At 40.9% G+C, this 15169-nt stretch carries 13 protein-coding genes; 11 read left to right on the plus strand and 2 right to left on the minus strand.

All coding sequences use genetic code 11. The annotated features are described in order from the left end of the window. Positions 1-122: 122 nt before the first annotated feature. On the minus strand, positions 123-707 hold the full coding sequence (locus HUU81_RS02485) for a hypothetical protein (RefSeq protein WP_199610701.1): 585 nt from the start codon (positions 705-707) through the stop codon (positions 123-125). Positions 708-902: 195 nt separating this feature from the next. Here HUU81_RS02485 and HUU81_RS02490 point away from each other — a divergent pair, with 195 nt between their 5' ends. Further along, positions 903-2285 (plus strand): hypothetical protein, encoded by a 1383-nt coding sequence (locus HUU81_RS02490; RefSeq protein WP_199610702.1) that lies wholly within the window; start codon positions 903-905, stop codon positions 2283-2285. 41 nt (positions 2286-2326) lie between these two features. On the opposite strand, the gene HUU81_RS02495 is transcribed toward HUU81_RS02490, so the two are convergent. Beyond that, positions 2327-3244, minus strand: a complete 918-nt coding sequence (locus HUU81_RS02495; RefSeq protein ID WP_199610703.1) for an SDR family oxidoreductase — start codon at positions 3242-3244, stop codon at positions 2327-2329. A 341-nt stretch (positions 3245-3585) separates the two neighbouring features. Between HUU81_RS02495 and mraZ the strand changes: the two genes are divergently transcribed. The 10 genes from mraZ to murG are packed head-to-tail and all read left to right on the plus strand — an operon-like array spanning position 3586 to position 15142. Then, positions 3586-4044, plus strand: coding sequence for a division/cell wall cluster transcriptional repressor MraZ (gene mraZ / locus HUU81_RS02500; protein WP_199610704.1), 459 nt, complete (start codon positions 3586-3588; stop codon positions 4042-4044). Then, positions 4044-4988 carry a 16S rRNA (cytosine(1402)-N(4))-methyltransferase RsmH gene (gene rsmH, locus HUU81_RS02505; protein WP_199610705.1) on the plus strand — a complete coding sequence of 315 codons (945 nt, stop codon included), beginning with the start codon at positions 4044-4046 and terminating at the stop codon, positions 4986-4988. The genes mraZ and rsmH overlap by 1 nt, the downstream gene beginning before the upstream one ends. Then, positions 4981-5301 carry a cell division protein FtsL gene (gene ftsL, locus HUU81_RS02510; RefSeq protein ID WP_199610706.1) on the plus strand — a complete coding sequence of 107 codons (321 nt, stop codon included), beginning with the start codon at positions 4981-4983 and terminating at the stop codon, positions 5299-5301. Before rsmH ends, ftsL begins: the two co-directional genes overlap by 8 nt. Beyond that, positions 5301-7130, plus strand: a complete 1830-nt coding sequence (locus tag HUU81_RS02515; RefSeq protein ID WP_199610707.1) for a penicillin-binding transpeptidase domain-containing protein — start codon at positions 5301-5303, stop codon at positions 7128-7130. The genes ftsL and HUU81_RS02515 overlap by 1 nt, the downstream gene beginning before the upstream one ends. After that, on the plus strand, positions 7120-8616 hold the full coding sequence (gene murE, locus HUU81_RS02520) for a UDP-N-acetylmuramoyl-L-alanyl-D-glutamate--2,6-diaminopimelate ligase (RefSeq protein ID WP_199610708.1): 1497 nt from the start codon (positions 7120-7122) through the stop codon (positions 8614-8616). Before HUU81_RS02515 ends, murE begins: the two co-directional genes overlap by 11 nt. Beyond that, a complete protein-coding gene (murF, locus tag HUU81_RS02525) occupies positions 8616-10010 on the plus strand; it encodes a UDP-N-acetylmuramoyl-tripeptide--D-alanyl-D-alanine ligase (RefSeq protein ID WP_199610709.1) in 1395 nt (464 codons plus the stop codon). Before murE ends, murF begins: the two co-directional genes overlap by 1 nt. Then, a complete protein-coding gene (gene mraY, locus HUU81_RS02530; protein ID WP_199610710.1) occupies positions 10004-11086 on the plus strand; it encodes a phospho-N-acetylmuramoyl-pentapeptide-transferase in 1083 nt (360 codons plus the stop codon). The genes murF and mraY overlap by 7 nt, the downstream gene beginning before the upstream one ends. 36 nt (positions 11087-11122) lie before the next feature. Next, positions 11123-12541 (plus strand): UDP-N-acetylmuramoyl-L-alanine--D-glutamate ligase, encoded by a 1419-nt coding sequence (murD, locus tag HUU81_RS02535; RefSeq protein WP_199610711.1) that lies wholly within the window; start codon positions 11123-11125, stop codon positions 12539-12541. Further along, positions 12538-14022 (plus strand): cell division protein FtsW, encoded by a 1485-nt coding sequence (gene ftsW, locus HUU81_RS02540; RefSeq protein ID WP_199610712.1) that lies wholly within the window; start codon positions 12538-12540, stop codon positions 14020-14022. Before murD ends, ftsW begins: the two co-directional genes overlap by 4 nt. Then, positions 14015-15142, plus strand: coding sequence for an undecaprenyldiphospho-muramoylpentapeptide beta-N-acetylglucosaminyltransferase (murG, locus tag HUU81_RS02545; RefSeq protein WP_199610713.1), 1128 nt, complete (start codon positions 14015-14017; stop codon positions 15140-15142). Before ftsW ends, murG begins: the two co-directional genes overlap by 8 nt. The last annotated feature ends 27 nt before the right edge of the window (positions 15143-15169 follow it).

The raw sequence follows: 15169 nt of genomic DNA on the forward strand, positions 1-15169 counted from the left end.
AAGCCGTCAAATGAATTAAAGCTGTATATATGAAAAAAGCGCATGTAATATGCGCTTTTTTAGTTTTTAGAACCTATTTTTGGGTATATTAAATTAATACTAAATTACTTTTATATAGGCTTTTAGTTAGTAGTATCGAAAACAAGTTCCCCTTGCTCTGCAATCATTTGGAAGTTATTTTGGCCAAAATCCTCTTGTCCATAGCAGTTGTTAACTACGCCATCTACATAAACAGTGCCGCTTATAAGATGAGCATAACTACCAGTACCACTTACAAAGTTAATTTGTTCAACACCTTTTAATGGCGTTCCTGATGCACATACAGGATCACCTTCAGTTGGCGTTAAAAAATCATCTTCCGTATAAAAAGCGCCATTTCTATCTGATGCAACCAATATATGGTCAAGCGTGTAGGTGGATAAATCCATTTCACCTGATAACGTACCATACATAATCAAAAAGCGGCGAATGCGCTGCTGATCACTGTTAGATAATGAGCTCCAATTTTCACGCTCAAAGACTAGTTGGTATTTTCCTTGTTGTTTAGGCGCTTCGCCCAATTGCATTCTTCCAACTTCTAATGTTTTTGCATAACCTGCTTTAGGAATATATCGACCATCTATATCGCCGCTAAAGAGGCCTGCAAATGCATTTGGTAAGAAAAGTAGAGATGTGCTAAGTAGTGCCGTTTTAGTAAAAGTTTTCATATACGTCTCCATGTAATTTATTGTTTTTATCCAAGTGTGTAATTGTTTAATAACAATCACTTTCTAAATTAGAACAATATAGATAAAAATCAATTAAAAAATTAATTAATTTGTATAAAAAGTGGTTATTTATCTTGTGGTAACCTATTAAGAGAGATAATTTTCACATTTCGGAGTTAAGTGATGGTAAACAGAATGAAATTTTTAAGTGGGTTTAATCATTATTCTGTGCAACAAAAAATACGCCCCATAGCACTAGCAGTATTATCAATAGGGTTAATATCGTGCGGTGGTAGCAGTGATTCCTCTACTAATAACACAGCAACAGTAGATGATAATTTCACGCTAACAACAAGCCAATTAAAGGTCTACAAACAAAGTACGGCGTTTAATGCGCCTATAGCTGCTTGTGTGACAAAAACGGAGTGCACGTTAGAGCAATTACCATTAATTGGACAGCGTGAAACGAATCCTTCTATATCAACGATAATGGAGCATGTGGTTGTTTCCCATGATTGGATGGGGCAGCGTTTTGAGCAGTTTTTACAAGCTATGCCGAGCGATATTCTGAAATTATTAGGCTCAGTAACCGCAATTGTAATTTCGAATGAGGTAAGGCCCTCTCACTACCGTGGAAGTACCGGGGCGATTTATCTTGATCCAGCCACACTTTGGATAAACGACGACGAACGAAAAACGATCAGCGTCGCACCGGATTTCCGCTCAGAATTCGGTGCTAACTTACAGTTTGATAGATTGTGGCGATACACTATTGCTGATGAATATGCGTGGCAATCTTATTCGTTAACAGAAGATACTGAGCGTTCCTTTAACGATGCAGTACTGCAAACAACATGGTTGTTATTTCATGAGTTAGCGCATGCTAATGATTGTATGCAATCGAGTGCTTATGGTTCACTCAATAAGTCGGCAACGTTTTCAGCTAACTTTGATCAGCGTGTTGCACTTGGTGAATGCACTTATCAAATACTAATGAACGAATCTCCGCTGCAGTCGGATGTTTGGTATGGCTTAGCTAATGTGTTATATCAAGGTGCAGACTCTACGGCAGAACAAAATGCTTTATCTCCTTATGAAGTGGCTGATCACTTTTCTTTAGACATAGCAAATGATACCTACAGTTATTCTAGTCCGTTAGAAGATGTAGCCATGGCATTTGAAGCGGTTATGATGAAGCTTCATTTTAATGCCGAGCGTGATATGGCGTTTGTGGCTAAATTCGATACATTTAGTTGCGAAGGCGTGCAAGTTAAGTGGGGGCAAAGGAATCGTCTAGCACAAACGGAAGTGTGGGACCGCGCTAAGCGCGTAACACAAATCATGCTACCTAGTATTGATTTAACTTCGTTAGAAAGTGAGCTAAATACGGCCACGAATAGTGTTACACAGATACCTACTGAACAAAGCTGGTGCGAATTATCAGTAAATGATGGGGCAATAATAGGTAAGCAGCAAATGTCTAACAGTGCCTACCACGCAGCGAAATCTGCACAAGATGAAGTTAAATATGAACGCTTCATTGCAGACCAGCTAAAAAACCAAATTAAGTTGCATTAGTGGCTATTGAGGCGACTTAAGAGCAAAAGCGTAAAGCATTTTTACGCTTTTGACTTATTACGTAAATAACGCTCTATTTCGCTAATATAGCCAGCTTGATATGACGGAAACTGCAGCTGATAACCAGCCTCAATAATTAAGCGATTATCACAACGTTTATTCATATTTAGGTCAGTGTGCTCGTTGAGAATTGTTGACTCAGGGTAATGTGAATGCATAAGTTGTTTGGCTAACCATGAAACCACATCATACTTTTTGGCTGGGTTATCGTCACTAGCTAAATATAACGGCGCTAAGGAAGCTTGTTGCGAGTGTGAGTTGATTAAGAACCTCAATACGCCTACACAGTCATTACGGTGAATGCGATTGGTATAAGCATGTGGATTGGCTTTCTCTGTTATTGCTTTTTTTTCATCAACTTGTTTAAGTAAGTGATGTCTGTTTGGCCCATAGATGCCAGAAAAGCGAACAATGGTATTAATCGTGTTACTAGTGCCAAAATTTGTAATAAGTTGCTCGGCTTCTAATAAGATCCGTCCGCGATAATTGGTGGGATTGGTCGCAGATTGTTCATTAACCCACTCGCCAGCATTTTGCGAGTAAACACTGGTTGAAGAAATAAAAAAAACCTTTGGCGTATGTTTCTTAACACTGGCTGCATTCTGCTGCAGTGCGCTCAGTAAATTTGTTAATCCTTGAAGATAAATCTGTTTATAACCTTTCTCGCTTCGTTCAGTGGGGGTAAGAATTACGACGACTTGATCAAAAAATGTAGACTGTGTGAGCAAGTCAAACAGCTCTATGTCTTTGGTAACATCACCATACAACATCTTAAAGGACTGAGCTGGATGCTGAGTTGATCTTTTTAACCCAGTTACACAATAACCGTCTGAGTGTAACGCTTTCCCTAAGGCAGTACCGATATCGCCACAGCCAACAATCAAAATGTTTTCACTCATACCATATTTGCCTTCTTTTAAGTACTAAGGAGTTGTAGAAGCTGTTTAGGATAAAATAGATTTGTTTTTTATTTATCAGTTTTTTGTGTAAAAACTCGTCTAATAAAATCTTAAAAAATCCTCTCCACTTTTTACCACTAATTTCAGCAACTTCGTTGTAAGCCGCAAAAAATAAGGGGATATACACTTTAAAATAGCGGCTTTTGGCTTGACAATATAGTGACTAAGTCCCTAAACTGTGTCTTAGTGGGAAAAAGTGGATCATAGTGGATCTGATATCTCAATTTCAACCCACAGTAAATGAATAAATAATCAATATAAAAATCAATAAGTAGGAAAATATGCTGCGCGGAGCAAGCTCTCTTTCAATCGACAGTAAAGGCCGAATGGCGGTACCCACCAAGTACCGTGATTTGCTAATGGCTGACTGTGATGGAAGTATGATTTGCACAGTAGATTTACATCAAAGCTGCTTATTACTTTACCCCCTAACCGAATGGGAAGACGTAGAAGCGCAATTACGTCGTTTTTCCAGTATGAATCCCCATGAAAGACGCATTCAACGAGTATTATTAGGTAATGCAGCTGAATGTGACATGGATAAAAATGGCCGCCTATTATTACCAGCAACATTAAGACAGCATGCGAACTTATCAAAGCAAATTATGCTGGTTGGGCAACTTAATAAATTCGAAATTTGGGACGAGCAAACTTGGCAAGATCAATTAAAAGAAGATATTGATGCCGAGATGAATGGCGAGTTCGAACTTTCTGACAACCTTCAAAGTTTCACTTTCTAATGACCAGTCAACAATCTCATATTTCTGTTTTACTCGAAGAGTCGATAGAGGCTCTTGCTATTTCTCCTGACGGCATATACATGGACGGAACCTTTGGTCGCGGAGGTCATTCTCGTGAAATTTTATCTCATTTAGGTGACGAAGGCCGTTTGTATGCCATCGACCGTGACCCTACCGCGATAGAAGCTGCAAAGCAATTTGCTAATGACCAGCGCTTCTCAATTACGCACAGCGCATTTTCTGCACTTGAACAAGTAGCGATAGATAATGACATTTGCGGCAAAGTTGATGGAATTTTGCTTGATTTAGGTGTTTCCTCTCCTCAATTAGATGAAGCCGATCGTGGTTTTAGCTTTATGAAGGATGGCCCACTTGATATGCGCATGGACACTTCTTCAGGTGAAACAGCTGCCGAGTGGATAGCTCATGCTGATGTAGAAGATATTTCATGGGTGCTGAAAACGTTTGGAGAAGAACGTTATGCGTGGCGTATTGCTAACCGCATTGTGGATACTCGTGAAGAAAACCCAATTACCACCACAGCACAATTAGCAAAGCTAATTAAAGATGCATCACCCACTAAAGAAGACAAAAAACATCCTGCAACTCGTAGTTTTCAAGCGATCAGAATTTATATAAACAGCGAGTTAGATCAAATCAAAACAGCACTGGAAGCGGCACTGGCTGTACTAAAGCCGGGTGGAAGACTTGCCGTCATTAGTTTCCATTCGTTGGAAGATCGTATTGTTAAACAGTTTATGCGTAAACACAGCAAAGGCGATCCAATACCTAAAGGTCTGCCTTTAACAGAAGAGCAAATTCAACGTAATTTGTCGTTAAAAACGATAGGGAAAGCCATTAAACCATCTAAAACGGAAATAACGACAAATAGCCGTGCGCGCAGCTCCGTTCTCAGAATTGCGGAAAGGTTGTCACATGCCTAAAAAAATAAGACAACCCCATCTAGCAATTGAAGTATTGAGAGATTTAGGTAAGCGTAAGCTTACCTTGGGGCTTTTATTTTTAAATGTGTTGGTAGCAATTGCGATTGTGCAAACGTCGCATTTAAGTCGCCAGCAAATTATTCAGCAAGATAGTTTGTTACGTGAAAAAGACAATCTAGATTTAGAGTGGCGCAAGCTGTTATTAGAGCAGCGTGCATTAGCTGAGCATAGTAGAGTGATGCATTTAGCAGAAAAAAAGCTCAATATGCATTGGCCATCTGCTGATGAAGAAGTTGTAGTAAGGTTACCCTAATGGCTAGCGCTAAGATGACCAAAACAAAACAAAGCAAACAACCTATGGTAATAGGTTGGCGATTTGTGACGGTCATGGTGGTCATCAGTGTGGTATTTACCGCGTTAGTTGCTCGTGCAGCTTACCTTCAAGTAATTGAACCAGAAACACTGCGTAAAAAAGCGGACTTACGTTCTTTGCGTGCTAAATCAAAAGACGTAATGCGAGGCATGATCACCGATCGCACTGGGCGAGAATTGGCAGTGTCTATTCCAATGAATGCGATTTGGATAGATCCTAAGCATATCTTTGACTATGAAGTAACGGGCGATTCTGCCATAGATCACCAAACTAAAACGGAATTCCTCCAACAACTAAAAGACAGTAAGCGTTGGCAAGCGTTGGCAGAGGTATTAGGCTGGAAATGGCAAACGCTATACGACAAATTAGTGGCAAATCAAAACAAACGATTTATTTACTTAAGTCGTCAAGTTACACCTGCAGTTGCCAACTATGTTGATGAGCTTGATTTAACGGGCGTCTATCAAAAGCAAGAAGCAAAACGTTTCTATCCTACTGGTGAAATCTCTTCTCACTTAGTCGGCTTTACCAATATTGAGGGTAAAGGGTTAGAAGGCATTGAAAAATTATACGATGCGCACCTACAAGGTGAATCCGGATTACGAAAAATAAGGAAAGATGCCAAAGGCAGGGAAGTGGAGGTGCTGCAAGAAGAAAAAGCAATTCCTCCTGAAGACATTGCGTTAAGTATTGATCAAAGAATTCAAGCACTTGCCTACCGCGAACTAAAGTCCGCGGTAGCGTCGTTTAAGGCATCGTCCGGATCTGCAGTGGTGGTGGATGTAACCACCGGTGAGATTTTGGCAATGGTAAACAGCCCATCGTTTAACCCAAACAACCAAAACGAATTCAAAGTTAATACCAAAAAAGAACGCGACCATTTTTATTATAAAACCCGAAACCGCGCTGTAACTGATATTTTTGAGCCCGGCTCAACATTAAAACCATTAGCGGTGTTAAGCGCCTTAGAGTTTGGGTTAATGGAAATTGATGGGGTTGTAGATACGCACCCAGGCTGGCTGAGAGTTGGCGGACAACGCGTGTCAGACTTACCTAAAAACTACGGCAAAATTTCATTAGAAACGATTTTACAAAAATCCAGCAATGTGGGGGTTGCTAAGTTGGCGCTGGGCGTACCCAAAGAGCACTTGCTTGATGCCTTTTATCATATGGGGTTTGGTTCAGATACTGGAACAGGGCTGCTTGGTGAAAGCAGTGGCTTGTTTGGCGATCGTACTCGTTGGTCAGATTTTGAAATAGCAACCTTATCGTTTGGCTATGGGATAGCAGTGAGTACTGCTCAGTTGGCAAGAATGTATAGCATATTGGGTAACCACGGTGTTTCTTGTCCACTGTCTATTTTAAAGTTAACCAATGAACCGTACTGCGAACGTGTGGTAAGCGAAGAGAACGCACAAGCCTTATTAAATATGATGGTGTCGGTATTAGATGAAGATGGTACTGCCCCGAAAGCAAAAGTAGAGGGATATCGTATTGCAGGTAAAACGGGCACTGCGAAGAAGGCTGCCGCTGGCGGGTATGGTAACGAATATGACTTGTCGTTTGCTGGTGTTGGGCCTGTTAGTAATCCTCGTTTAGCTGTTGCGGTAGTGGTGAATGAGCCCGGCGGCGATTACTACTATGGTGGTGAAGTGGCTGCACCGTTGTTTTCAAAAGTGATGACAGGCGCATTACAAATTTTGAATGTTGCGCCTGATGATAAACAGATCACAACCGTTGCTAGCACAGGAGGTCGTCGTGGAAACTAGTTATCTTCCTATAGTTACGATGCGTTCTTGGTTGAACGGGTTTGCTATTGAAGCGCCAGAAATCGCCATTAATAATATTTCTGCTGACTCACGTAGTATTCGTCAAGGTGATTGTTTTATAGCGCTATTTGGAGAGACTACAGATGGTGCGCAATTTATTTCACAAGCAGTCAAGAAAGGTGCTGTGGCAATTTTGGCATCGTCAAATTGCAATATTGACTATCAAGGCGACATCCCTGTTATTGAAGTCGATAATTTAGAAAAAATCATTGGTGAGCTAGCATCTGCATTTTATCAGTATCCCACAAGTAAAATGAAGTTAGCAGGTGTTACCGGCACAAATGGTAAAACAACAACCGCATTTTATATCGCTAGCATCGTTGATGCGATGGGAAAATCAGCAGGACTGATCGGCACGCTTGGGCAAGGCATGTTAAATAATCTAGCGCCTTCGCTAAATACCACGCCTGGTGCAATCGAGCTACAACAGCAACTGCATGCACTTCAGCAACAGCATTGTGAGGTGGTTGCGATGGAAGTGTCTTCTCATGGCTTGTATCAGCACCGAGTAACAGGGTGTCAGTTTGATACGGTGATATTTACAAACCTAAGCCGCGATCATTTAGATTACCACAGCACTATGTCTGAATATAAAGCGGCAAAAAAGCGTTTATTTACAGAGTTTAATGCGGCGAACAAGGTAGTCAATATCGATGATCCGGTAGGGCAAATGTGGTTTAACGAGTTTAAACAACAACCCAACGCAAAGCTTATTGCATTCGGTTGTTGGCAGCCGGAATTAGAAGCCGAATATTATGTGTGTTATTCCGATTTATCGTTTACGCAAGCGGGTATTGCCACAACATTGAAAACATCTTGGGGTGATTTTCAATTAACAAGCCCAGTGTTTGGCTTATTCAACTTATCTAATTTAGTTGCTGCAATTGCCACACTTGTTTCAATGGGGTTTGACATGGCAACGGTTATTGAAAACTGCCAAGAGTTGACTTCTGTAGCTGGGCGTATGGAAGTATTTAAAGGCGAACAAGGTGCTACGGTAATTGTTGATTATGCACATACACCAGACGCACTTCTATCAGTATTGTCAGCGGTGAAAGAGCATAGTTATAAGAAAATATGGTGTGTATTTGGTTGCGGTGGAGATCGGGATAGCGGTAAACGTCCTCTCATGGGCAGTATTGCCCAACAACATGCTGACTTTATTGTAGTGACGAATGATAACCCTCGTACAGAACAACCTGAATTAATTATAGATGGCATTTTAAGCGGCATGAAAAGCGCTGGAAATGTGATGATAGAACCCGATCGTCAAAAAGCAATATGGCAGGCATTTCAATGTGCTGATGACGACGATGTAATAGTAGTTGCCGGTAAAGGGCATGAGGATTATCAAGTGATAGGTGAAAAAACGGTTTCGTTCAACGAACGTGCAATTGTTGCCAGTTTAGTCTGGGGAGCAGCCTAATGATAAAAGTAACATTAGCGTGGTTAGCTAAAAAGCTAGACGCAAAATTAGTCGGAAAAAATCGCGATATCGAGCACGTTAATACTGACACTCGAACATTACAACAAGATGAACTTTTTATTGCATTACGTGGGCCTAATTTTGATGGGCATAACTTTGCTGATTTAGCGGTAGAAAAAAAAGCGGCGGCAATTGTGGTTGATCATCAATTAGATATCGATATTCCGCAACTTGTGGTGGCCGATACAAAGTTAGCACTAGGCCATATTGGTAAAGCTATTCGTGATGAAGTTAACCCAAAAGTGATTGCAATCACAGGAAGTGCAGGTAAAACCACAATCAAAGAAATGACCACCGCGATTATGAGTCGCAGGGGAAATGTACTTTCAACTAAAGGCAATTTTAATAACGAAATTGGCGTGCCGCTTACGTTATTACGTTTACAGCCAGAGCATGATATTGCTGTGGTTGAGTTAGGCGCAAATCACCTTGGTGAAATTGCATACACCACGTCATTAGCCAGCCCTGACTACGCGTTAATTAGCAATGTTGCTGAAGCACATTTAGAAGGGTTTGGTGATATACACGGTGTAGCACGCGCAAAAGGGGAAATTTTTACGGGTTTACCTGAAGGTGGTATCGCAATTTACAATGCAGACAGCGAGTTTGCTGATTATTGGCAGCGCCGTTTAAGTGACAAGAAGGTACGCACTTATGCGATCAGTGCTGAGTTGCAAGCAGATTTCTATGCGTCTGATATTAACGTTGATAAAAAAGGTTGTGCTTCTTTTACCTTAAATACGCCAGTAGGAACAACGGAGTTACACCTTACTATTCCTGGCAATCATAACGTCGCAAATGCAGTTGCCGCAGCATCATTAAGTATCAGTGCAGGTGCTAGCTTAGAAGACGTAAAGCTGGGTTTAGCTGCGATGCAGAGTATTACAGGCCGGGTGAATTTAATTGAAGTCAATGAACAGTTAACGGTTATTGATGATACCTACAACGCTAATGTCGAATCTGTAAAAGCGGCAATAGAACTGTTATCAAGCTATAAAAGTTACCAAATTTTTGTACTGGGCGATATGGCGGAACTTGGGCATGACGCGAGAATGTATCATGAGCAGGTTGGCGAATACGCAAAAGAAAAATCTATCGACAATTTATTTACTCTTGGCGTATTAAGCCAAAGTGCGAGTGAAGTGTTTAATGGCGACGGTAAACACTTTTCTTCACGACAAACATTACTAGAACATTTACACCAACTAATTAATGCGCAATCGCAACCTGTTACTGTTGTTGTTAAGGGATCGCGCAGCTCACGTATGGAACTTGTGGTTAATGGCCTGATGGATGTGAATAAGGACACCGATCAGGAGAATACTTCATGTTAGTTTGGTTAGCTGAATATTTAACGCAATACTATAGCGCTTTTAATGTTTTTTCGTATCTAACGTTGCGCTCTATTTTAAGTATATTAACTGCGTTATTTATTTCACTATTTTTTGGACCAAAATTAATTCGTAAATTACAACGAATGCAAATTGGTCAAACCGTTCGTGATGATGGCCCAGAGTCTCATTTTGCAAAGTCTGGCACCCCTACTATGGGTGGAATACTTATCTTGGGTGCTATTTTATGTAGCACCTTGTTATGGGCTGATCTTACTAATAAATACGTGTGGGTAACTGTGTTTGTTGTCGCTGCGTTTGGCTTAATTGGTTACGTAGATGATTACCGAAAAGTGATCCGTAAAGATCCGAAAGGACTGATAGCGAAATGGAAATATTTTTGGCAATCATTGGTTGCTATTGTGGTCGCATTTTTCTTATACAGCACTTCAACACTAGCTGCTGAAACCGCTTTAGTGGTGCCGTTTTTCAAAAACGTATTACCACAGTTAGGGCTGATGTACTTGTTACTTACCTATTTTGTTATCGTCGGGACGAGTAATGCAGTTAATTTAACCGACGGTTTAGACGGTTTAGCTATTGTGCCAACCATATTAGTTGCAGCTGCATTTGCTGTTATTGCATATGTAACAGGCAACGTTAACTTCTCTGCATATTTGCACATTCCTTATATACCGATGACAGATGAACTTGTGATTGTGTGCACCGCAATTGTGGGCGCGGGTCTAGGATTTTTATGGTTTAACACTTACCCAGCCCAAGTGTTTATGGGGGATGTGGGCTCGTTAGCTCTTGGTGCGGTGTTAGGCATTATTGCTGTGTTAGTAAGGCAAGAATTTGTTTTATTTATTATGGGCGGCGTTTTTGTTATGGAAACAGTGTCGGTCATATTACAAGTGGGTTCTTATAAATTACGTGGCCAACGTATATTCCGGATGGCACCAATTCACCATCATTATGAACTAAAAGGCTGGCCTGAGCCGAGGGTAATCGTTAGATTTTGGATAATTTCAATCATGTTAGTACTGATTGGCTTGGCTACGTTGAAAATTAGATAAGAGGAAAGACGACCTACACCTAGGCGACATATGAACATGAGTTATTTAACAGGTTTGCAGCAACAACATATTTCTATTCTGGGCGCTGGAATTTCAGGGCTTGCAGCTGCGCGCTATTTAAAGGCTCATGATTGCCATGTGACGGTTTATGACGATAGGGCGCATCAACCTAATTTGGAAGCGCTACAGAAACTTGGCGTAACAGTATGCTACCAAGAGTTTGATGCGTGTTTATTACAGCAATCTGATTTAATAGTTGTTAGTCCAGGTATTGCACTGTCTCACCCTGCGCTTTCAGAAGTGCGTGCTCGAGGGATTGACGTGATTGGCGATGTTGAGCTATTTGCCCGAATAAACAGTAAACCAGTGATAGCGATTACTGGCTCGAATGGTAAATCGACAGTGACCCAGTTAGTGGGGGAGCTGCTGAATCAATCTGGAATCTCAGCATGCGTCGCAGGCAATATTGGTTTAGCAGTCTTAGGTGGCTTATTCCAAGATAGCCATGAAAATTATGATGTATTTGTATTGGAACTGTCGAGTTTTCAATTAGAAACATTGGAGTCACTAAGGCCGCTAAGTGCAACCGTACTTAATATTTCTGAAGATCACATGGATAGGTACAATTCTTATAAAGATTATATTCAAGCAAAGCATCATATCTATCGCAATGCAGCGCTGTGTGTATACAATAGTGATGACCAATACACATATCCAGAAGTAAAAACCGCAGCTTGTATTGATTTTAGCGTTAAGAGTAACCGTTCAGCGTTTTTCTTTAATCATGCTACCCAAGAAATATGTTTTGATAGCAAGTTATATGGTGGTGACTCAAACTTAATTAGCCCTACGGGTGCTCAGCATTTTAATACGCTAAGTATGCGTGATATTGGTATTACGGGCTTACATAACATCTCAAATATTATGGCCGCGTTAGCGCTAATCTCGCCATTTAACATCGACTTTGCCACTCTAAAACCTTTGATTAATCAGTTTAAAGGGTTACCACACCGCTGTGAATTAATTGGTACACAAGATGGTATTGCTTGGATTAACGACTCTAAAGCGACCAATGTAGGTGCTACGGTAGCTGCTATTGAGGGCGTTGCGCCTTTATGTAAGGGGAAGGTGATTTTAATTGCTGGTGGAGACAGCAAGGCAGCCGATTTATCACCGCTAAGCGCAATTGTAGCGCAATATGTATCAACAGTATTTGTGTATGGAAAGGATGCAGATTTATTAATGCAAGTGATACCAAATGCTGAACCTGTAAAGTCATTAAATGACGCTGTAACTAGTGCACAGCAATTGGCAAGTGAAGGTGATGTTGTACTGTTATCTCCCGCCTGCGCCAGTTTGGATATGTATAAAAACTTTGAGGCTCGCGGAGAGCATTTCGTCCAATTGGTTAATGATTTATCTACCAATAAATCATCAAGTGGAGGAAGCATATGAGCACAGTGAGCCAAACAGCTTCAGCCACTGCTGATGGCGTAACACAAAGCAAAGTTACAGCTACTTCGTTATGGCATGCCTTTACACAATGGTTATCGGCTGATAATAACGACACTAACCTATATGACAGATCGTTAGTATTTAGTGCTTTCACGTTAATGCTCATTGGCTTGGTCATTGTGTCTTCAGCCTCAATGCCCGTTGCTGAACGTTTATTTGGTAATAGCATGCAGATAATGTTTAAACACATGGTCTTTATGGTGTTAGGCCTAGTTGCCGCGCTGGTGACACTACAATTCCCAATGGAGTGGTGGAAAAAATATAACGCATTCTTATTGCTTGTTGGCCTTGTGTTATTAATCACCGTGTTAATCATTGGTAAGAATGTCAATGGTAGTACTCGTTGGATTGTTTTAGGGCCTATCAATATCCAATCAGCAGAACCTGCAAAACTCTTTTATTTTAGCTACTTGGCAGGCTATATGGTTAGAAGGCATGGTGAAGTTATTGATAATTTAAAAGGGTTTATTAAGCCCTTGGTTGTTTTCTTCATTCTTGCATTACTGTTATTGCTTCAGCCTGACTTGGGAACGGTAGTTGTGATGTTGGTGGCCACAGTTGGTTTGCTTTTTTTAGCAGGTGCGAAGTTATGGCAGTTTTTTGGCTTAATGATCACCGGCACGATTGCAGTCATCACGTTAATTATTATTGAACCTTACCGTGTTAGACGAGTCATCTCATTCTGGGATCCATGGCAAGATCAATTTGGTAGTGGCTATCAGTTAACGCAATCTCTTATGGCGTATGGTAGAGGTGATTGGTTTGGTCAGGGGCTAGGCAATAGTGTCCAAAAATTAGAGTATTTACCCGAAGCACATACCGACTTTGTTTTTGCCATTTTAGCTGAAGAAGTGGGTTTTATAGGCGTAATATGCGTGCTTGCGTTATTAATGTTTTTAGTTGTTAAAGCAATGCTTATTGGTAAGCGAGCGCTTGAAACTGGCAAAGCATACGAAGGGTATTTTGCATATGCTATTGGCATTTGGTTTAGCTTTCAAACCGCAGTCAATGTAGGTGCGAGTGCAGGTATCTTGCCAACTAAAGGCTTAACTTTACCACTGGTTAGCTATGGTGGTTCTAGCTTAATTATTATGTGTATTGCGACCGCTGTGATTATTAGAATTGATCACGAACTTAGAATGATGTCGCTGCAAGCCACTTCTTCTGGGGTTAAGAAAAGAAATAATAAATCGAAAAAACAGGAAGATAAGCCTTTAGCAATCGTTGAAAAAACGAGGGGAAAACATACTGATAATACCGAGGCTCACCAAACAACAGCAACCAAGCTTAATAGCAGAAAAGAGCCTGAGTTAACCGTGATGACACAAGAAAGCGACATTAATTTTGATTTACCACCTGAGCCAGTGTTGGATAAAGAAGCTGAAACTGCGAAAAAAGAAGAGGAGGTAAGCCATGCTTAAAACATCCTCTAAAACAGTGATGGTTGTAGCTGGTGGCACTGGCGGGCATATTTTTCCGGGTATTGCGGTTGCTAAATTATTAGAACAACGAGGCTGGCAAGTTATCTGGGTAGGTACGTCAGATAGAATGGAAGCTCGAATTGTGCCGCAGCAAGGGTTTGATATTGAGTATATTAATGTGTCGGGCGTGCGTGGTAATGGCCTTAAAAAGCTAGTTAAAGCACCAATGATGGTGCTGCATGCAGTAATGCAAGCAAAGAAACTGATTAAGCAATACAAGCCTGATGTCATGCTTGGTATGGGAGGCTATGTAACTGGGCCTTGTGGGGTGGCTGCCAAATTATCGAAAGTGCCATTACTCATTCATGAACAAAACGCTGTTGCGGGCTTCACGAATAAAATGCTGGCAAAAATAGCGGATCAAGTGTTACTAGGCTTCCCAAACATTAAAGATGTGGGTGATAACGCAATATATGTAGGTAACCCTGTGCGTGCCGAGTTAATCGCAGAGGCTGCTGAACCCGTAACACAAGCCCTATCAGAGTCAGACATTATTAGCACTGAGAAAAGCGGACAATCAGCGATCAACGTGCTGGTAGTTGGTGGTAGCTTAGGGGCAAAAGTACTTAATGACAGTTTGCCGCGCTTTTTTAGTCAGTTACCTGACGAGATAAAGGTCAATGTTTGGCATCAGGTCGGTAAAGGCAATCAGCATCAAGTAAGTCAAGATTATCAAAATATCAATGCGGATATACAGGTTAACGAATTTATTGATGATATGTCAGCGGCCTATCAATGGGCGGATGTCGTTATTTGTCGAGCAGGCGCTTTAACCGTAAGTGAAGTAGCAGCCGCAGGAGTCGCAGCGGTATTTGTACCGTTACCTCATGCAGTTGATGATCATCAAACAGCAAATGCTAATTGGTTGGTAGAGAATGATGCGGGTGTTATTTTACCTCAGTCAGAGTTATTAAAAAACGGCTTAAATACCGTGTTTTTACCACTACTAAAAGAGCCAAAGTTAATTCAAGCAATGGGGAAAAAAGCCAAGTCGCTAGCGGTGATTAACGCTACCGAAACCGTTGCAGATATTTGTGAACAATATACACGTTTAGTTTAAAAAGATTAAAATTCTTGAGGAAATAAC

This window comes from Flocculibacter collagenilyticus (assembly GCF_016469335.1).
GTDB classification, from domain to species: Bacteria; Pseudomonadota; Gammaproteobacteria; order Enterobacterales; family Alteromonadaceae; genus Flocculibacter; species Flocculibacter collagenilyticus.